Raw genomic sequence first — 18,982 nt, 5'->3', positions numbered from 1 at the left:
TATGCCAACTCTGCGCACATTTCTCGCCACTGCCCTGCTGGGCTTGACCCTCTGTGTCGGCACCGTCCACGCGGCCGACCCGCCCAGCGCCGACGCCATCCAGCAAACCCTGGACAAACTGCCCGACCGTAAGCTGCCCGACGCCGACATGAAAGCGTTGCAGGCGATCCTGCAACAGACCCTGACGTACCTGGACAATAAGCAGGACTATGAGCAGCGCCTCATCGACCTCAAGCACCAGCTGGAAGACGCCCCGCGTCAGACCACAGAGAACCAGCGCGAACTGACGCGGCTCAAGGCTACCAAGGTCGTCCCGGTCGCCCAACGCTACGCCACCCTGCCGGTACCGCAGCTCGAGCAATTGCTGGTGCAGCGCAGTACCCAGCAGGGCGACCTGCAAAAAGAGCTGGCCGACGCCAACAGCCTGTCCATCGCCGCCCAGACCCGGCCCGAACGCGCCCAGACCGAAATCAGCAGCAGCCAGACGCGCATCCTGCAGATCAACTCGATCCTCAAGGCCGGCAAAGACAACGGCAAAACCCTCAATGCCGATCAACGCAACCAGCTCAACGCTGAACTCGCCGCCCTGAACGCACTGATCCCCTTGCGCCGCCAGGAACTGGCAGGCAACAGCCAACTGCAAGACCTGGGCAACAGCCAGCACGACCTGATCCAGGAAAAAACCGCGCGCCTGGAGCAAGAAATCCAGGACCTGCAAACCCTGATCAACCAAAAGCGCCTGGCCCAATCCCAGCAGACCGTCACCCAGCAATCCATCGAAGCGCAAAAAGCTGGCGGCAGCAGCCTGCTGGCCACGGAAAGCGCGGCCAACCTCAAGCTCTCCGACTACCTGCTTAAAAGCACTGACCGCCTCAACGACCTGACCCAGAAAAACCTGCAAACCAAGCAGCAACTGGACACAGTCACCCAGAGCGATTCGGCCCTGGACGAGCAGATCAACGTGCTCAAAGGCAGCCTGCTGCTGTCCAAGATCCTCTACAAACAGAAACAGGCGCTGCCGCGCCTGACAGTAGACCGTGACCTGGCGGATGACATCGCCAACATTCGTTTGTATCAGTTTGAGGTCAACCAGCAGCGCGAGCTGATCAGCTCGCCCAGCGCCTATGTGGATAACTTGCTGGCTAACCAGGCGCCAGAAGATGTCACCCCGCAACTGCGCCGCACGTTGCTGGAACTGGCCATTACCCGTAGCGACCTTCTGGAGCGCCTGAGCCGAGAGCTGAGCTCGCTGCTGAATGAATCCATCACGTTGCAACTGAACCAGAAACAACTGCTCAGCACCGCCACCACACTGCGGGCGACGCTGGATGAGCAGATGTTCTGGATCCCCAGCAACAAGCCGCTGGACACCGAGTGGCTGGAAACTGTCCCGGCGCACCTGAGCAAGCAAGTCGCCACCCTGCCCTGGGCTTCCAGCATCAGCGAATTGTATGACGGCCTGACCCAGCGCCCGCTGCTGTTCCTGCCACTGCTGCTGGTGATCGGTGCCCTGCTGTGGCGACGCAAAGCCCTGTATCAGCGCCTGAGCAAGGTCCACCTGGACATCGGCCACTTCAAGCGCGACAGCCAGTGGCACACGCCGCAGGCCATCCTGATCAACATTCTGCTGGCGATGCCGGTGGCGCTGGGCCTGGCGCTGTGCGGCTATGCACTGCAAATTGACGCCCGCGGGCAGAACGCCAACCTCGGCGCAGCGTTGCTGCAAATCGCCCAGGCCTGGCTGGTGTTCTACACCGCTTATCGCATCCTGGCGCCGGGTGGCGTGGCGCAATTGCACTTCCGCTGGGAAAAACCCCAAGTCGAATTCCTGCAAGGCTGGATACGCAAGCTCGGTCTGGTGGTGCTGGCGCTGGTGGCCGTCGTGGCGATCGCCGAGCACCAGCCGGCGGCGCTGGCGGACGATGTGCTGGGCATTGGCGTGGTGCTCACGTGCTATGCGCTGATGGCCTGGTTGCTGGGTCGCCTGCTGCTCAACAGCCCAACCCATGAAAAAGCCTCACTGTTTCGCAAGGCCATCGGCCTGCTGTTTACCGCCCTGCCCGTCGCCCTCTTTATCGCCGTGTGCTTTGGCTATTACTACACCGCGCTCAAGCTCAGCGACCGCTTGATCAACACCCTGTACCTGCTGATGTTCTGGCTGGTGATCGAGGCCACCTTTGTACGCGGCCTGGGCGTTGCGGCGCGGCGACTGGCCTATGCGCGAGCACTGGCTAAACGTCAGGCCGCCAAGGAAGCCGGTGATGGCGAAGCGGTGATCGAAGAGCCGACCCTGGACATCGAGCAGGTCAACGAGCAGTCGATGCGACTGATCCGCCTGGCCTTGCTCGGCGGCTTTATCGCGGCGTTGTACTGGGTGTGGTCGGACCTGATCTCGGTATTTTCCTACCTGGACAACGTCACCCTGTACGAATACACCAGCGGCACGGGTGCGAATATCAGCATGGTGCCGATCAGCATCGGCGATTTCATCGGCGCGTTGATCATCATCGGCATTACCTTCGCACTGGCGCGCAACCTGCCCGGTCTGCTCGAGGTGCTGGTACTGTCCAGACTGGAACTGGCCCAAGGCAGCGCCTACGCGACGACCACGCTGTTGTCGTATGTGATTGCCGGCATCGGTTTTGTCTCCACACTCTCCACCCTTGGCGTGAGCTGGGACAAGTTGCAATGGCTGGTGGCGGCGCTGTCGGTGGGGTTGGGCTTTGGTATGCAGGAGATCTTCGCCAACTTTATCTCCGGCATCATGATCCTGTTCGAACGCCCGGTGCGCATCGGCGACACCATCACCATCGGCAACCTGTCGGGCACGGTGAGCAAAATCCGCATCCGCGCCACGACGATCACCGACTTTGACCGCAAGGACATCATTGTCCCGAACAAAACCTTCATTACCGGGCAACTGATCAACTGGTCGCTGACCGATACCATCACCCGGGTCACCCTGAAGCTGGGCGTGGACTACGGCTCCGATCTGGACTTGGTGAAGGAATTGTTGCTCAAGGCTGCCAGGGAAAACCCACGCGTGTTGAAGGAACCGGAACCGCTGGTGTACTTCCTCAACTTCGGTGAAAGCACCCTCGACCACGAACTGCGCATGCACGTGCGCGACCTGGGCGACCGCAACCCCGTGCTGGATGAGGTCAACCGCTACATCAACCGTGAGTTCAAGAAACAGCACATCAAAATCTCGTTCCGGCAGATGGAGGTGTACCTCAAGAACACGCACGGCCAGGAATACAAACTGGTGCCGGTCGAAGACGAGCGCAAGACCCTCTTAGGGCCTGCCCCCGAGCAGGACGCCCCCGAGCCGCCACCCGGCAAAGTCGAAGATGCGCCGGAGCCGCCGCCGAGCAAACTCGACTAACGGCGCTATCCCCAGCAGAATGCTCGGACATTCTGCTGGAGATGGCCGGTGAAAGCCCTCGACGAACTGACCTTCGACAACCGCTTCGCACGCCTGGGCGACGCGTTCTCAACCCACGTACTGCCTGAACCCCTCGACGCACCGCGCCTGGTAGTGGCGAGTAACGCTGCCATGGCATTGCTCGACCTCGACCCGGCCGTGGCCGAAACGCCGGTGTTTGCCGAGCTGTTTGGCGGGCACACGCTGTGGGCCGAAGCGGAGCCACGGGCGATGGTCTATTCCGGGCATCAGTTCGGTGGCTACACCCCGCAATTGGGCGATGGCCGTGGGTTGTTGCTGGGTGAGGTGTATAACGAGGCCGGCGAGCACTGGGACCTGCACCTCAAGGGTGCCGGTATGACGCCTTACTCACGCATGGGTGATGGGCGCGCCGTGTTGCGGTCTTCGATCCGCGAGTTTTTGGCCTCCGAAGCGCTGCATGCGCTGGGTATCCCCAGCAGTCGCGCACTGTGCGTGATCGGCTCCGACACCCCGGTGTGGCGTGAGAAGCAGGAACGCGGCGCGATGGTGCTGCGCATGGCGCCGAGCCATATCCGCTTCGGGCATTTCGAGTATTTCTATTACACCAAAAAACCCGAACAGCAGGCGATTTTGGCTGAGCACGTATTGAACCTGCATTACCCCGAGTGCCGAGAACAACCAGAGCCTTACCTGGCCATGTTCCGCGAAATCGTCGAGCGCAATGCCGAATTGATCGCCAAGTGGCAGGCTTATGGCTTTTGCCATGGCGTGATGAATACCGACAACATGTCGATCCTGGGCATCACCTTCGACTTCGGGCCGTTTGCGTTTCTCGATGACTTTGATGCGCACTTCATCTGCAACCACTCCGACCATGAAGGACGTTACTCCTTCAGCAACCAAGTGCCGATTGGGCAGTGGAACCTCAGTGCATTGGCACAGGCGTTGACGCCGTTTATCAGCGTCGACACCTTGAAAGAAGCGCTTGGGCTGTATCTGCCGTTGTATCAGGCGAATTACCTGGATTTGATGCGTCGCCGCATGGGGCTGACCAGCGCTGAAGACGATGACCAGAAGCTGGTGGAGCGCTTGTTGCAACTGATGCAGAACAGTGGCGTTGATTACACGCTGTTCTTCCGCCGCCTGGGAGATGAGTCGGCGGCGCTGGCCGTGGCACGACTGCGCGACGACTTCGTCGACCTCGCCGGGTTTGATGCCTGGGCTGAGCTGTACAAGGCCCGCGTTGCGCGGGATGGGGAATATAGCGAAGAGCAGCGCCGCAAGCGGATGCACGCGGTGAACCCGCTGTACATCCTGCGCAACTACCTCGCGCAGAACGCCATCACTGCGGCCGAGTCGGGCGATTACAGCGAAGTGCGGCGGCTGCATGAAGTACTGTCCAAGCCGTTTGAGGAGCAAGCGGGGATGGAGCAATACGCACAGCGCCCCCCGGATTGGGGCAAGCATTTGGAGATTAGTTGTTCGTCGTAAACGCCTCAGATAAAGGTTTCTACTGATACGCCGAAGCGTTCAGCCAGCCAACGAATTTGCCGTATGTTGAGTTGGCGCTTTCCGCTCAACACCTCAGAGACGACCGATTGGGCGCCGACGCCCGGCAGGTCGCTCTGAGTGAGATTGTGCTCGCGCATCATGTATCGCAGCACATCGGCGCCGCTGGCGACGGGCATTGGGCGATGCTCATGATCGTAGGCTTCGATCCAGTCGCTGAGGATATCTACCAAGCTCATCAGCGGACTGTCCTCATTTTCGCCGATCAGGCTCAATAACTCGTCCAACCCACATACCAGAGCGTCGTAGTCTTCCTCGTTTTCTGGTTTGCGCATCACTGGTGAAACAAATTGCCAGTGTTCGGCAGCTACTCGCATAAGCGCGCTCATCTGTTGTTTTCCTTCCATTTATCTTTCTCATAGTCGCGGTGATCAAGCAGATGCTTGATGTAGATGCGCTGCGCCCGATACTCCACGCCAGCAATCAACCTCAACTTGTTGCCTCCAATATCGAAAATGTGAAACTCCCCGACTTTATCCGTGGCGGGGAACATGGCTTTCATCGCCGCGAAATCTTTGGGGTAATTTCGCCTCATTACCCGATACCACTGATCTAACGCTGTTGCTGAACGTGGCCACTTTTCCTTCGCTTCCCAGATCCTTTTCTCGCTGATCACTCGCATGCAACATCCTTATCGCATCTTGCTATGAAGGTTAAACCCGAATTCCGAATATCGCAATTTGCGATAATCGCAAACAGACCGATGGCTCAAAACAGAACAGGCTCTGACAGCCTAGATAGCTGCCCACATCAGCACGGGCAAAGCTGTGAGTGGATGAGTCCTCCCTCTCCCCGCCTTGATAAACACCTCGCCCGACTCCAGATACAGCCCATTGGCCACATCGAAGGAGCCCACCATGTCCGAACCTCTTGTAATCCCCTGCCCTCATTGCAACGGCCTCAACCGCATCCCCGGCGAACGCCTGAGTGACGCGCCCAAATGCGGGCGCTGCAAGCAGCCGGTGTTGTTGAGCAAGCCTTTCGAGTTGAAGCAAGGCGACTACGCCAGCCAGATCAAGGGCGACCTGCCCTTGCTGGTGGATGTGCGGGCCGACTGGTGCGGGCCGTGCAAGTCATTCGCGCCGGTGTTTGAGCAGGCCGCTGGGCAGCTGGAGGGCAAGTGCCGGTTGGCCAAGCTCGACAGTGAGGCCAATCAGCAGTTGTCGGCGCAGTTGGGGATTCGTTCGATTCCCAGCTTGATTCTGTTCAAGAATGGCCGCGAAGTGGCGCGTCAGAGCGGGGCGTTTCCGTTGCCGCAGTTGATGAGTTGGTTGCGTAGCCAGGGCGTCTAAACACGGTCGAGTGTGGGAGCTGGCTTGCCTGCGATGGCAGTGTTGAATTCACTGCAGCTATCGCAGGCAAGCCAGCTCCCACACTGACCGCATTCCAGCCTTAGGCCAACGGGGCTTCGCGGTCCATCATCTGGCCGACGAGCATGACGCCGAGTTCGCTCAATTGGTGGATGGCCAGGGCCACGTCGCGGTGTTCGCCGCTGAGGTCGTTGGACAGGTTGAGCAGTAGGGTGCGGACGGAGGAGAAGGTTTCGTAGCTGTTGAGGACGAGGGTTTCGGTGGGGAGGTTGGGGGTGACGCTGTAGACGTTATTAGTTTTCATGGTCATCGCTCGGGATAAGGCCGCCCTCACAACGCTACTAAACGAGGGGTGGCAGCTGTACGCAGGTTAGTAGACCGGGAGCGATGCAAAGCCGGCGCACCCGAAGATGCCCTACGCACAGCCACCATCAAACAAAGACAAAATTGCTCGACGGGGCTTGTGCCCTTTACATGCTCTTCAGGCTACTAAACCCGATCACTGAACATTCAGCGACCCAGGAACCTTAGAGACGCCCATCCAGACGCACAAGCCGGGCGATTCTGGCTTACCTGTAGGCAACGTTACAAGGCACAGCCCCTATTGCCGGACCCGTCCTACAGCCCCTGTGGGACAAATCCAAATCCAGCTGCAAGAATGCCATACACATGTGGGAGCTGGCTTGCCTGCAATAGCATCACTGCGGTGTGATTGACACACCGAGGTGCATGCATCGCGGGCAAGCCCGGCTCCCACAGTGTTCTACTGTTGCCTAAAAGATCACGCGTTTTCCAGCAGGTTATGCAATTCCACAAACTGCTGCGCCAGCTTATGCCGAGGGTCCAGATGGATCAGCGGCTTGTTCTCCTGATGCGACTCGCGCATGCGTACGGAGCTGGTCAGGTACACCGGCAGCACCGGCAACCCTTCTGCAATCAACTCATCGAGCATCTGCTGCGGCAAACTCGCACGCGCCTGGAACTGGTTGACCACGATACCTTCCACTTCCAGGCCTTCGTTGTGGTCTTCCTTCAATTCTTCGATTTCAGCCAGCAGGCCGTACAGTGCCTGGCGGGAGAAGCTGTCGCAATCAAACGGTATCAGCACGCGATCGGCAGCAATCAGCGCCGAAACCGCATAAAAATTCAGCGCCGGCGGCGTATCCAGGTAAATCCGGTCGTAGTCTTCGCTCAGTTCGTCCAACAGCTTTCGCAGCTTGTTGATCTTGTGCTTGGCTTCAAGCTTGGGCTGCAGGTCTGCCAATTCCGCAGTGGCGGTGATCACATGCAGGTTGTCGAAGGGCGTTTCGTAGATATCGACTTTGTTTTTCTTGGAAAACGGCCCGGAAGACAGGGTTTGCTTGAAAAAATCCGCGATACCCATGGGGATGTCGTCGCCGGTCAGCCCGGTGAGGTATTGGGTTGAGTTGGCTTGTGCATCGAGGTCCACCAACAGGGTTCGATAGCCTTCACTGGCGCTGACCGCCGCCAGGTTGCAGGCGATGCTGGACTTGCCAACGCCGCCTTTTTGATTGAACACCACGCGCCGCATGGAAAAACCTCCGTGTATCAATGAATGCAGGAGTGTAGAGGGCTTAAGCGAATGTTCGCTACCTCGTTCATCCATCCCCGACAAACGAACAGGAAGGGCCCGACAATCCAAATCGGCGTGGGGTAAAGGACAATCTGTAAATCATCCCAACCAAATTGTTATCAGCCGTGAACAATTTTTTACCAATATTTGCTAGAACCCCACGGCACCCGGATAATGCGCGCCATTCGGCTATTGCTCCCTGTCCCGGTATTCGGGGCCAAAAGTCGCACATGGAAGCCCGCAGGGGCGGGATACTTTCTCAGTGATCACTTTCAACATCGCCCAATGGCGCGCCTGGGCCCCTGGCCTGGAAGGCGCGGATGAATGGCGTGCCTGGTGCAAGGCCCCGGTGTCTCTGCCTGTCAGCGAAGCCTGCCCCGACGTCTCGTTCCTGCCAGCCATGCAACGCCGCCGGCTGAGCCGCCTGGCGCGCATGGCGTTCAGCGTAGGCTGGCCGCTGGCCGAGGGCTTGCAGGACTTGCCACTGGTGTTTGTTTCCCGGCATGGCGAGACCCCGCGCACCCTCGATATTCTCAGCGACCTGGCCAATGACCAGCCACTGTCGCCAACCCAGTTCAGCCTGTCGGTGCATAACGCGGTGATTGGGCTGTGGTCGATCCTGCGCAATGAAACCAGCGAAATGACCGCCCTCGCGGCCGCGGGCGATGGCCTGGAACACGGCATGCTCGAGGCCGCCGCGCTGCTCAACGAAGGCGCGCCGGCCGTTTTGCTGGTGATTACCGAAGAACTGCCGCCCGAGGCCTACGCCAGCTGGATCGTTGACGCACCCTTTCCTTACGCCCTCGGCCTGTTGCTGACACCGGGCGACGAGTGGCAGTTGGAACTCAGCACCCGCACTGTCCAACTCACTCAAACCCAGTGGCCCCACGCCCTGAACCTGCTGCGCACCCTGCTCACCGAACAGGTCGCCTGCCAACATGCCTGGAAGAACCGCGTATGGAACTGGCAACGCAAACCCTGAACGACAAACCGCGAGACGCCTACTATTGGCGTCTGTTCGCCACCGCTGCCAGTTTCGCGCTGTTTGGCTTCGGTGGGCTGTGCCTGCGGTTGCTGGTGTTTCCCCTGCTCAGTTGCCTGCCAGGCAGCGCAGCAAGCCACCGACGTCGCGCCCGCCACACCATCAGTTGGCTGTTCTGGTTCTTTATTCGCTTGATGCAACGCGCCGGCGTGCTGACCTATAGCGTCGACGGCGCGGAAAAACTCGGGCGCCCGGGCCAGATGATCATCGCCAACCACCCGTCGCTGATCGATGTGGTGTTTCTGATCGGCCTGGTGCGCCAGGCCAATTGCGTGGTCAAGCAGAGCCTGTGGCAGAACCCCTTTACCCGCGGGCCAGTGCGCGACGCGGGCTACATCAGCAACGACGGCAGCGCTGAAATGCTCGATGCCGCCGCCGATGCCCTGCGCGCAGGCCAGACCCTGATCATTTTCCCCGAGGGCACCCGCACCACACCCGGCGCGGCGCCTGCCTTTCATCGCGGCGGCGCCGCCATTGCGCTGCGGGGTGCGACAATCATCACCCCCGTGGTGATCAAGGTCAGCCCCACGACGCTGACCAAGGCCGAACCCTGGTATCGCATCCCAAAATGCCGCGTGCACTTCAGTTTGCGGGTGGGTGCCGATATAGAACCACAGGCGTTCGCAACACTGGGCCCCGCGCCCCAAGCCTCACGCAAGCTCAACGATTACCTGCACGACTATTTTTTTAAGGAGCTCGCCGAAGATGAGCGACAGACACTGCCTTGAGCACGACATAAAGATGCTGATCATCGAGGCCCTGGGCCTTGAAGACATCAGCGTCGACGACATCGGTAGCGAGCAAACCCTGTTCGGCGAAGGCCTCGGCCTGGATTCGGTAGACGCCTTGGAACTGGGCCTGGCAATCCAGAAAAAGTACGGCATCAAGATCGATGCCGACGCCAAGGACACCCGCAATCACTTCACCAACGTGGCCAGCCTTGCGGCGTATGTCACGGACAGACAGGCAGCTTGAGACCGGACCATGCAAACTCGTGACGATATCTTCAACACCTTGCGCGATGCCTTGGTGGAACTGTTTGAACTGCCGCCGGAACGCGTCACCCTTGACGCCAACCTGTACCAGGACCTGGAAATCGACAGCATCGACGCCGTCGACTTGATCGACCATATCAAGCGCCAGACCGGCAAGAAGATCGCCGCCGAAGAATTCAAGGCGGTACGGACCGTGAACGACGTGGTTGAGGCGGTGTACCGCCTGGTCCAGCCGGCCGCATGAGCCGGCTGATCGGCCTTGGCCTGTTGCTGGCGGGGCTGCTGTACCCATTTGCGGTGTATTACGGCACCGAGCACTTTGCACCCTGGCAATTCGGCCTGCTGCTCGGCGGCCTGTGGCTGCTGCGTGGGCTGACCGGTGCCCGACGCCCCGGCAGCCGCTGGATGGCGTTGGCGATCATCGTGTTTTGTTTAGCGCTGGCTTGGTTCGATAACCCGCAACTGTTGCGCTGGTACCCGAGCCTGGTCAACGCGTTCATGTTGTCACTGTTCGGTTTGAGCCTGAAATACGGCCCACCGATGGTCGAGCGCCTGGCGCGCATGACCGATCCGGTGTTGCCGCCCCACGCCATTGTGTATACCCGCCAGGTTACCGTGGTGTGGAGCGTGTTTTTTCTGTGTAATGGCCTGCTCGCCACTGCCCTCACCTTGTGGGCGCCGCTGAGTTGGTGGACGTTGTACAACGGCTTGATCGCCTACGGGCTGATTGGGCTGTTGTTTGCCGTGGAATGGCTGGTACGACAAAGGGTTCGAGGCCGCGTATGAATGGGTTGAAACTTGAGCACTTGCTGCTTGAGCCGCTGCAACAGCGTTTGGTCACCACCGAGCCTGAGATGAATCATGCACAGCTGTGGGAGCAGTCCCTGAGCCTGGCGGCGGGCCTGCAAGCGCGGGGTACCCAGCGCCTGGCCGTGTACCTGGAAGATGCCGGCCTGCTGGCAATTGCCCTGCTGGGCGCATGGCGGGCCGGGGTCAGCGTGCTACTGCCCGCCGATTTGCAACCTCAAACCCGCCAACGCTGGGACGAGGCCGTTGATGCCTGGCTGACCGAAGCGGCTGACCTGGACGCGCTGTTTCAAACACCACTGCGCCCAGCCGCCCTTGATCTGGACAGCTGCCAACTGAGCCTGTGCACCTCCGGCTCCAGTGGCGAACCCAAGCGCATCGACAAGACGCTGCGCCAGCTGGCTAACGAAGTTGAGGCGCTGGAAACCCTGTGGGGCCCGGACCTTAAAGACGCCTGCATCATCGGCAGCGTGGCCACTCAACATATCTACGGTTTGCTGTTCCGAGTGCTCTGGCCGCTGTGCGCCGGGCGCACCTTTGTGCGCAAGCAGTTGGCTTTCCCTGAAGACATGCAGCGCGCGAGCCGCGAGCACGGACAATTTGCCTGGGTCGCCAGCCCGGCACTGCTCAAGCGCATGGGCGATAACCTCGACTGGCCGGCACTGAGCCAGGTGTCGCGGGTGTTTTCGTCCGGCGGCGCGCTGCCAGTGGACGCTGCCGGCAGCCTTTACGACCGTTTGCAGCAGTGGCCCACGGAAATCCTCGGCAGCTCGGAAACCGGCGGCATCGCCTGGCGCCAGGGTGCGCAGCCCTGGCAGCCGTTTGCCGACGTGCAACTGAGTCAGGATGCAGACGGCGCGCTGCGCATCGCCTCAAAGTATCTGCCTGAAGGGCATATCGAACAGACCGCCGACGCCGCGCGCATTCACGCCGATGGCCGTTTCGAACTGCTGGGCCGCTTGGATCGCATCGTCAAACTGGAAGAAAAACGTATTTCCCTGCCCATGCTAGAACACGCACTGATGGCCCATCCGTGGGTCGCCGAAACCCGCCTGGGCGTGGTGCAGGAAAACCGCGCCTCCCTCGGCGCCCTGGTTGTGCTGAGCGACGAGGGCCTGCATGCCCTGCGCAATCAGGGCCGGCGCACGCTCACCCAAACCCTGCGCCAACACTTGAGCCAGCATTGCGAAGCGCTGGCCCTGCCGCGTCGCTGGCGTTTGCTGAGGCAGTTACCGCTGAACAGCCAAGGCAAGCTGCCCCAGGCCGACGTCGAGTCGCTGCTGTTGGCGCCGCGCCCAAAGGCGCCCGACGTGCTGGAGAAAGTCGAAGCCAACGGCGAATGGACCGCAAAACTGAGCGTCCCGCCGGACCTGGCTTATTTCAGCGGTCACTTCCCGGTCACGCCGGTGCTGCCGGGCGTGGTGCAGGTGGAGTGGGCGTTCAACCTAGGCCAGCAACTGCTCGATTTGCCGCCGACCTTTGCCGGAATGGAAGTGCTCAAGTTCCAGCAACTGGTACGCCCCGGCGACGCGATTGAACTGCACCTGCGCTTCGACCGGGAGCGCGGCAAGCTGTACTTCGCCTACCGCAACGGCGCCGCCGCCTGCTCCAGCGGCCGGATTTTGCTGGAGGCCACGCATGCATAACCCGTGCGCCCTGATCCCGGTCTACAACCACGAAGCCGCCGTGCCGGCCGTGGTCCACAGCCTGTTGAACAGCGGCCTGCCTTGCCTGTTGGTGGACGACGGCAGCAGCCCCACCTGCGCGGCAGTGCTGGCGCAACTTGCCACGCTGGATAACGTCACCCTGCTCACCCTGCCCAACAACCAGGGCAAAGGCGGCGCGGTGATGGCGGGCTTTCGCGAAGCCGCACGCCTGGGCTTCAGCCACACGCTGCAAGTGGACGCCGACGGCCAGCACGACCTGCGCGAAGTCGAGACGTTTATCGACACCTCGCGCAGGCACCCCGATGCGATTATCTGCGGCTACCCCGAATACGACGACAGCGTGCCCAAGGGCCGTTTGTACGCGCGCTACCTGACCCACGTGTGGGTGTGGATCAACACCTTGTCGTTGCAGATTCGCGATTCAATGTGCGGCTTTCGCGTGTACCCACTGGCGCCGGTGCTGGCGCTGATGGACTCGGCCTACATTGGTACGCGCATGGACTTCGACTCGGACATCCTGGTGCGCTTGGCCTGGCGCAACCAGCCGATGCGCTGGCTGCCAACCCAGGTGCACTACCCCGCTGACGGCTTGTCGCACTTTCGTTTGTTCCGCGACAACGTCCGTATCTCGGCCATGCACACCCGACTGTTCTTCGGCATGCTGATCCGTGCGCCGATGATCCTGTGGCGACGGTGGCAGGCATGAGCGACCGCAACAAACACTGGGCTGACCGTGATGAACGCGGCAGCTATTGGCTGATGAAGCTCACTGCCTTCGCCGCCAAGGTACTCGGCCGTCGGGTATTGAGCCCGCTGCTGTACGGGATCGTCCTGTACTTCTTCCTGTTCGGCCGCACGGCGCGCCAGAGCGCCTGGCAATACCAGCAGCGCCTGGCCGACTGGAGCGGGCGTGATGACCTGCGCCCCACCCACAGAAAAGTCTTCGGTCAGTTCATGGCGTTTGCAGACTCAATGCTCGATAAGCTCGACGTGTGGAACGGCAAATTGCGCCTGGAGCAGATCGACATCAACGACCCGGCGCAATTGCGCGGGCACCTGCGCGGTGAACGTGGGCAGATGCTGGTGGGGGCGCACCTGGGCAACCTCGAAGTGTGCCGCGCCCTCGCGGAGATCGGTGAAAAAGTCACCATGAACGTGCTGGTGCACACCAAGCACGCCGAACAATTCAACCGCCTGCTGGGCGAAGCCGGCGCGAGCCACTTGCGCCTGATCCAGGTCAGCGAGCTGGACCCGGCCACCATGCTGCTGCTCAGCCAGCGCCTGGACGAGGGCGAGTGGCTGGCGATTGCCGGCGACCGCGTGCCGCTGCACGGTGGGCGCACGGTGCGCGTGGGTTTCCTCGGCCATGACGCCGCCTTCCCCCAAGGCCCCTGGCTGCTGGCCGGCCTGCTCAAGTGCCCGGTGAACCTGCTGATGTGCCTCAAGCACAACAACCGCTATCGCCTGAGCATTGAACCTTTCGCCGAACGGGTCGAATGGAAACGCAACACCCGCGAGCAAGTCATAGCCTTATGGACCGCGCGCTACGCTGCACGCCTGGGCCAGTTTTGCCTGGAAGCGCCCCAACAATGGTTCAACTTTTACCCTTTCTGGAAGACCGATGACGACGCATCTTGAGCCAGTAACCTTTGGCGAACGCGCTTTGCGCATCGAAGACGTGCTGGCCCTGGCCAATCGTCAGGTGCCCACCCAATTGCAAAACGATGCCGCGTATCGCCAGCGCATTGCCAAGGGCGCGCAGTTCCTCGACTCGCTGCTGGACAAGGAAGGCGTGATCTACGGCGTGACCACCGGCTACGGCGATTCGTGCGTGGTGGCGGTGCCGTTGCAGCACGTCGAGGCGCTGCCGCGTCACCTGTACACCTTTCACGGTTGCGGCCTGGGCAAGTTGCTCGACGCCCAAGCAACCCGCGCCGTGCTGGCCGCGCGTTTGCAGTCGCTGTGCCACGGCGTGTCCGGTGTGCGCGTGGAACTGCTCGAGCGCCTGCATGCCTTCCTTGAACACGACGTGCTGCCGCTGATCCCGGAAGAAGGCTCGGTGGGCGCCAGCGGTGACCTGACGCCGCTGTCCTACGTGGCCGCGACCCTGTCCGGCGAGCGCGAAGTGATGTTCCGTGGCGAACGCCGCCAGGCTGCCGACGTGCACCGCGAGCTGGGCTGGGAACCGCTGGTACTGCGGCCCAAGGAAGCGCTGGCGCTGATGAACGGCACCGCTGTGATGACCGGCCTGGCTTGCCTGGCCTTCGCCCGCGCCGACTACCTGCTGCAACTGGCCACGCGCATCACCGCACTGAACGTGGTGGCGCTGCAAGGCAACCCGGAACACTTCGACGAGCGCCTGTTCGCCGCCAAGCCGCACCCGGGGCAGATGCAAGTCGCCGCCTGGCTGCGCAAAGACCTGGCGATTGACGCACCGACCGCGCCGCTGCATCGCCTGCAAGACCGTTATTCGCTGCGCTGCGCGCCCCACGTGCTCGGGGTGCTGGCCGACAGCCTGAACTGGCTGCGTTCGTTCATCGAGGTCGAGCTGAACAGCGCCAACGACAACCCGATCATCGACGCTGAAGAAGAGCGCGTATTGCACGGCGGGCACTTCTACGGCGGGCATATCGCCTTCGCCATGGACAGCCTCAAGACCCTGGTGGCCAACGTCGCCGACCTGCTTGACCGCCAGCTCGCGCTGCTGGTGGACGTGCGTTACAACCACGGCCTGCCGAGCAACCTGTCCGGCGCCCCGGCTGACCGCGCGATGATCAACCATGGCTTCAAGGCCGTGCAGATCGGCACCAGCGCCTGGACCGCCGAAGCGCTGAAAAACACCATGCCGGCCAGCGTGTTCTCGCGCTCCACCGAGTGCCATAACCAAGACAAGGTGAGCATGGGCACCATCGCCGCACGCGATGCGATCCGCGTGCTGGAGCTGACCGAACAGGTCGCCGCCGCTACCCTGCTCGCCGCCAACCAAGGCGTTTGGCTGCGGGCCCAGGCTGAGGATGCACGCGCGCTGCCACCGGCATTGGCGGCGATGCACGAAGAACTCGCCAAAGATTTCCCGCCGGTCATCGAAGACCGTGCCCTGGAAGGTGAACTGCGCCTGTGCCTGCAACGCATCGCCGAGCAACACTGGAGGCTGCATGCGTAGCCCCGGCGTACTGCATTGCGACACCGAAATCCTGGTGCCGTTTTTTGACGTCGACACCATGAATGTCGTGTGGCACGGGCATTACGTGAAGTACCTGGAAGTGGCGCGCTGCGCGCTGCTGGACCAGATAGGCCATAACTACACGGCGATGCTCGAGTCCGGCTACGCCTGGCCGGTGATCGACATGCAACTGCGCTACGTGCGCGGTGCTGTGTTCGGCCAGACCATTAACGTGCGCGCCAGCCTGGTGGAGTGGGAGAACCGCTTGAAGGTCAATTACCTGATCACCGACCTCGCCAGCGGCGAGCGTTTGACCCGTGCCAGCACCGTGCAAGTGGCCGTGGAAATCACGACCCGCGAGATGCAATTGGCCTCGCCAAAAGTATTCACAGACGCCATAGAAAGGGCCTTGAAATGCTGACCCCTGTGGGAGCGGGCTTGCCCGCGATGGACGTTAACGATAACGCGGGCCGCCTGACACTGCGCGGCGCTCTCAGGCTCTTCGCGAGCAAGCTTGCTCCCACAGGGGTTGCGCTGTTGCTGAGCTTTAATGCCCACGCCTTTGATCTGCAACAACTCAGCGATCAGCTTGCAAAACCCTCAGTGATCCACGGCAGCTTCACCCAGGAAAAACACCTGCGTGCCCTGCCCCAACCCTTGGTCAGCAAAGGCACCTTCGTCCTCGCCAAGGACCACGGCCTGCTGTGGCTGCTGAAAACCCCGCTGCAACAGGACTACCGCATCAGCGCACAAGGCATCGCCCGCCGCGACGCCAATGGCTGGCAACTGCTGCCAAACAAGAGTGCCGGCGCCGAGCAGAACCGCTTGTTCCTCGCCGTGCTCCAGGGCGACAGCAGCGGCTTGCAGCGTGACTTCGACTTGCAGTTGCACGGCGAGGCCAAGCAGTGGCAATTGACCCTGATTCCGCGCTCGCTGCTGCTCAAGCAAGTCTTCAACCGGATCAACATCGACGGTGGCGATCTTGTGCAAAAGATCGAATTGCTCGAAACCCAAGGCGACAGCACCGTGCTGCGCATGCAGGACAGCACTGCCAAACAGCCGTTGAGCGACGCGGAGCAACACGACTTTGCCCAGTGAGCGCCTGCTGCCGCGCCTTTTCCTGATCCTGCTGATGGCGGTGCTTACGCTGGCCGGCTGGCAGTGGCGCCACGGCGCGCCGTTGTCCGCCAACCTGATGGAGCTGGTGCCGGGCAACACGCCGGATGCCCTGGAGCAACAAGCCGAACAGCGCATGCAGGAACCGCTTAACCGCCAAATACTGGTGCTGGTGGGCCATGCCGACCGCCAACAAGCGGTCGCCGTGGCGCAACAATTGGGCGAGCGCTGGCAAGCCAGCGGGTTGTTTGAAAAAGTGCAGTGGAACCTGCAAGCCGACTTGCCGGCGCTACGCGAGCAATTGCTGCGCGGTCGCCTGGCGATGCTCTCGACCACGGACCGCGAGCAACTGATGAACCAGCCCGACGCGTTTATCCAGCAACGCGTGCAAGCCCTGTTCGACCCCTTTACCGGGTTCAGCCTGGTGCCCAGCCAGGATGACTGGCTGGGGCTGACCGGGCGTATCCAGAACAGCCAACCGCAACAGGGCGCAGTGCAATTGGATATCGGCAGCGGCGCGTTGGTCGCCGACGCTGACGGCAAGCGTTGGGTGCTGCTGCGTGCGAGCACCACCGGCAATGCCTTTGACATGAACCTGCCGCTGCAAGTGGCGCAGTTGCTCCAGGCCAGCCGCGAGCAGGCAGGTCAGCAAGGCGCGCAACTGCTCGCCGCCAGCGGCTTGCTGTATGCGGCCAATGGTCAGCAGCAAGCCACGCGGGAAATCACCTGGGTCGGCGGCGGCGCTACCGTCGGCATCCTGTTACTGCTGTTGCTGGCGTTCCGACGCTGGCGCGTGTTGCTGGCTTTTGTGCCGGTGCTGGTGGGCATACTGTTTGGCGCGGTGGCCTGTGTGGCGCTGTTCGGGCACATGCATGTGATGACCTTAGTGCTCGGCTCCAGCCTGATCGGCGTGGCGGTGGATTACCCGCTGCACTACCTGTCGAAAAGCTGGAGCATGCGCCCATGGCGCAGCTGGCCGGCGTTGCGCCTGACCTTGCCCGGCCTGAGCCTGAGCCTGGCGACCAGTTGCATCGGTTACTTGGCGCTGGCGTGGACGCCGTTCCCGGCGTTGACACAGATCGCGGTGTTCTCCGCCGCTGGGCTGGTGGGCGCTTATTTGTCCGCCGTGTGCCTGTTGCCGGCGCTGCTCAAGGGCGTCGAGCTGCGCACGGCGCAATGGCCGCTGTGTATCGCCGAAGGCCTGTGGCGGCTGCGCGCCTCGCTGCTCAAGCGCGTGCCGAGCCCGGTCTTGCTGGCGCTGCTGGTGCTGTTTTGCGCCGGTGGCCTGTGGCAGTTGAACAGCAAAAACGATATCCGCCAGTGGATCGGCGCGCCGCCGCAATTGCTGGAAGAAGCACAGGCCGTCGCGCGGATTACCGGGTTCCAACCCACCAGCCAGTTTTTCCTGGTGCGGGCGCAGGATCAGCAGCAGTTGCTGGAGCGCCAGCGCGCACTCGCGCAGCGCCTGGATCAATTGGTAAACATGGATAAGCTCAAGGGCTATCTGGCGCTCAATCAACTGGTCAGCCTGCCCGCAGAGCAGCAACAAGTGCGCGACGCCTTGAATAAACTGCCGCAGCACTGGCAGCCATTGCTGGACCTTGGCGTACCGGCCAGCGCCCTGCAAGCTGAGGTGAGGCAACTGCAAGCGTTGCCTACGCAAGATATCGACGCCGCACTGGCAGGCCCATTGGCCGAGCCTTGGCGCACCCTGTGGCTGGGCCCGGTGGACGGCGGCGTGGCAGCAATGGTTAGCCTGCAAGGCTTGAACAACCCGGCGCTGCTGCGGGTGCAAGCAGTGGATTTACCCGGCGTGCAATTGGTGGACCGCCTGGGCGAATTGAACCGGGTGTTCGCCGACACGCAAATCAGCGCCGCCGAATTGAAATTGATGTCGTGCGTGCTGATCGTGCTCTTGCTGATCCTGCCCTTCGGGTTTGGCGGTGCCTTGCGCATTGTCGCCCTGCCGCTGCTGGCGGCCCTGTGCAGCCTGGCCAGCCTCGGTTGGCTGGGCCAGCCGCTGACGCTGTTCAGCCTGTTCGGTTTGCTGCTGGTCACGGCGATCAGCGTCGACTACGCGATCCTGATGCGCGAGCAAATCGGCGGTCCGGCGGTCAGCCTGCTAGGCACATTGCTGGCGGCGCTGACAACCTGGTTGTCGTTTGGCCTGCTGGCCGTATCCAGTACACCGGCAGTGAGTAATTTCGGCTTATCGGTCAGCCTGGGCCTGGCCTTCAGCTTTATGCTGGCACCCTGGGCCGGGCAACAGAGGCACGCCTTATGAATGTGATTAATGCCAATGTGGCAAGGAGC

The 18,982-nt window shown here is 61.6% G+C and carries 19 protein-coding genes; 15 read left to right on the top strand and 4 right to left on the bottom strand.

Translation table 11 applies throughout. The features are described from left to right. Nucleotide 1: 1 nt before the first annotated feature. Nucleotides 2-3,385, top strand: coding sequence for a mechanosensitive channel MscK (gene mscK, locus AACY08_RS09850; RefSeq protein WP_339469245.1), 3,384 nt, complete (start codon nucleotides 2-4; stop codon nucleotides 3,383-3,385). Between the two features lie 48 nt (nucleotides 3,386-3,433). Continuing rightward, a complete protein-coding gene (gene selO / locus AACY08_RS09845) occupies nucleotides 3,434-4,897 on the top strand; it encodes a protein adenylyltransferase SelO (protein ID WP_339469244.1) in 1,464 nt (487 codons plus the stop codon). Between the two features lie 5 nt (nucleotides 4,898-4,902). On the opposite strand, the gene AACY08_RS09840 is transcribed toward selO, so the two are convergent. Then, nucleotides 4,903-5,304 (bottom strand): helix-turn-helix domain-containing protein, encoded by a 402-nt coding sequence (locus AACY08_RS09840; RefSeq protein ID WP_339415827.1) that lies wholly within the window; start codon nucleotides 5,302-5,304, stop codon nucleotides 4,903-4,905. Then, nucleotides 5,301-5,597 carry a type II toxin-antitoxin system HigB family toxin gene (locus tag AACY08_RS09835; RefSeq protein ID WP_049710375.1) on the bottom strand — a complete coding sequence of 99 codons (297 nt, stop codon included), beginning with the start codon at nucleotides 5,595-5,597 and terminating at the stop codon, nucleotides 5,301-5,303. The genes AACY08_RS09840 and AACY08_RS09835 overlap by 4 nt, the downstream gene beginning before the upstream one ends. Before the next feature lie 235 nt (nucleotides 5,598-5,832). Here AACY08_RS09835 and trxC point away from each other — a divergent pair, with 235 nt between their 5' ends. After that, nucleotides 5,833-6,267, top strand: coding sequence for a thioredoxin TrxC (trxC, locus tag AACY08_RS09830; protein ID WP_339469243.1), 435 nt, complete (start codon nucleotides 5,833-5,835; stop codon nucleotides 6,265-6,267). Between the two features lie 100 nt (nucleotides 6,268-6,367). Here the strand turns inward: trxC and AACY08_RS09825 are convergent, their stop codons facing one another. Both AACY08_RS09825 and AACY08_RS09820 read right to left on the bottom strand, forming a co-directional pair. Then, nucleotides 6,368-6,589, bottom strand: coding sequence for a DUF6124 family protein (locus AACY08_RS09825; RefSeq protein WP_339469242.1), 222 nt, complete (start codon nucleotides 6,587-6,589; stop codon nucleotides 6,368-6,370). Nucleotides 6,590-7,066: 477 nt separating this feature from the next. After that, nucleotides 7,067-7,837 (bottom strand): ParA family protein, encoded by a 771-nt coding sequence (locus AACY08_RS09820; RefSeq protein WP_339469241.1) that lies wholly within the window; start codon nucleotides 7,835-7,837, stop codon nucleotides 7,067-7,069. Nucleotides 7,838-8,141: 304 nt separating this feature from the next. Between AACY08_RS09820 and AACY08_RS09815 the strand changes: the two genes are divergently transcribed. Genes AACY08_RS09815 through AACY08_RS09760 form a run of 12 tightly spaced genes read left to right on the top strand, consistent with a single transcriptional unit; the run spans nucleotide 8,142 to nucleotide 18,953 of the window. Then, complete coding sequence (locus AACY08_RS09815) at nucleotides 8,142-8,861, top strand: beta-ketoacyl synthase chain length factor (protein WP_339469240.1); 720 nt, start codon at nucleotides 8,142-8,144, stop codon at nucleotides 8,859-8,861. Then, entirely contained in the window at nucleotides 8,837-9,649 is an 813-nt protein-coding gene (locus AACY08_RS09810) for a lysophospholipid acyltransferase family protein (protein ID WP_339427271.1), read from the top strand. The genes AACY08_RS09815 and AACY08_RS09810 overlap by 25 nt, the downstream gene beginning before the upstream one ends. Further along, nucleotides 9,627-9,896 (top strand): phosphopantetheine-binding protein, encoded by a 270-nt coding sequence (locus AACY08_RS09805; RefSeq protein ID WP_339427272.1) that lies wholly within the window; start codon nucleotides 9,627-9,629, stop codon nucleotides 9,894-9,896. Before AACY08_RS09810 ends, AACY08_RS09805 begins: the two co-directional genes overlap by 23 nt. Nucleotides 9,897-9,905: 9 nt before the next feature. After that, complete coding sequence (locus tag AACY08_RS09800) at nucleotides 9,906-10,160, top strand: acyl carrier protein (protein ID WP_003187949.1); 255 nt, start codon at nucleotides 9,906-9,908, stop codon at nucleotides 10,158-10,160. After that, complete coding sequence (locus AACY08_RS09795; protein ID WP_339469239.1) at nucleotides 10,157-10,702, top strand: hypothetical protein; 546 nt, start codon at nucleotides 10,157-10,159, stop codon at nucleotides 10,700-10,702. Before AACY08_RS09800 ends, AACY08_RS09795 begins: the two co-directional genes overlap by 4 nt. Further along, nucleotides 10,699-12,369 carry an AMP-binding protein gene (locus tag AACY08_RS09790; RefSeq protein ID WP_339469237.1) on the top strand — a complete coding sequence of 557 codons (1,671 nt, stop codon included), beginning with the start codon at nucleotides 10,699-10,701 and terminating at the stop codon, nucleotides 12,367-12,369. The genes AACY08_RS09795 and AACY08_RS09790 overlap by 4 nt, the downstream gene beginning before the upstream one ends. After that, nucleotides 12,362-13,096 (top strand): glycosyltransferase family 2 protein, encoded by a 735-nt coding sequence (locus AACY08_RS09785; protein ID WP_339435794.1) that lies wholly within the window; start codon nucleotides 12,362-12,364, stop codon nucleotides 13,094-13,096. Before AACY08_RS09790 ends, AACY08_RS09785 begins: the two co-directional genes overlap by 8 nt. Next, nucleotides 13,093-14,028: an LpxL/LpxP family acyltransferase gene (locus AACY08_RS09780; RefSeq protein ID WP_339469235.1), complete on the top strand. Its 936-nt coding sequence runs from the start codon at nucleotides 13,093-13,095 to the stop codon at nucleotides 14,026-14,028. Before AACY08_RS09785 ends, AACY08_RS09780 begins: the two co-directional genes overlap by 4 nt. Further along, on the top strand, nucleotides 14,012-15,553 hold the full coding sequence (locus tag AACY08_RS09775) for an HAL/PAL/TAL family ammonia-lyase (protein WP_339469234.1): 1,542 nt from the start codon (nucleotides 14,012-14,014) through the stop codon (nucleotides 15,551-15,553). Before AACY08_RS09780 ends, AACY08_RS09775 begins: the two co-directional genes overlap by 17 nt. After that, nucleotides 15,546-15,974 (top strand): acyl-CoA thioesterase, encoded by a 429-nt coding sequence (locus AACY08_RS09770; RefSeq protein ID WP_339427274.1) that lies wholly within the window; start codon nucleotides 15,546-15,548, stop codon nucleotides 15,972-15,974. The genes AACY08_RS09775 and AACY08_RS09770 overlap by 8 nt, the downstream gene beginning before the upstream one ends. Continuing rightward, a complete protein-coding gene (locus AACY08_RS09765; RefSeq protein ID WP_339469233.1) occupies nucleotides 15,968-16,651 on the top strand; it encodes an outer membrane lipoprotein carrier protein LolA in 684 nt (227 codons plus the stop codon). The genes AACY08_RS09770 and AACY08_RS09765 overlap by 7 nt, the downstream gene beginning before the upstream one ends. Next, complete coding sequence (locus AACY08_RS09760; RefSeq protein ID WP_339469232.1) at nucleotides 16,641-18,953, top strand: MMPL family transporter; 2,313 nt, start codon at nucleotides 16,641-16,643, stop codon at nucleotides 18,951-18,953. Before AACY08_RS09765 ends, AACY08_RS09760 begins: the two co-directional genes overlap by 11 nt. The last annotated feature ends 29 nt before the right edge of the window (nucleotides 18,954-18,982 follow it).

Source organism: Pseudomonas sp. EL_65y_Pfl1_R83 (assembly GCF_963970695.1).
In the GTDB taxonomy this organism is placed as follows: domain Bacteria; phylum Pseudomonadota; class Gammaproteobacteria; order Pseudomonadales; family Pseudomonadaceae; genus Aquipseudomonas; species Aquipseudomonas tritici.
Note: the sequence above shows the minus strand (reverse complement) of the source record. Positions and strands in the feature narration are given on the sequence as shown.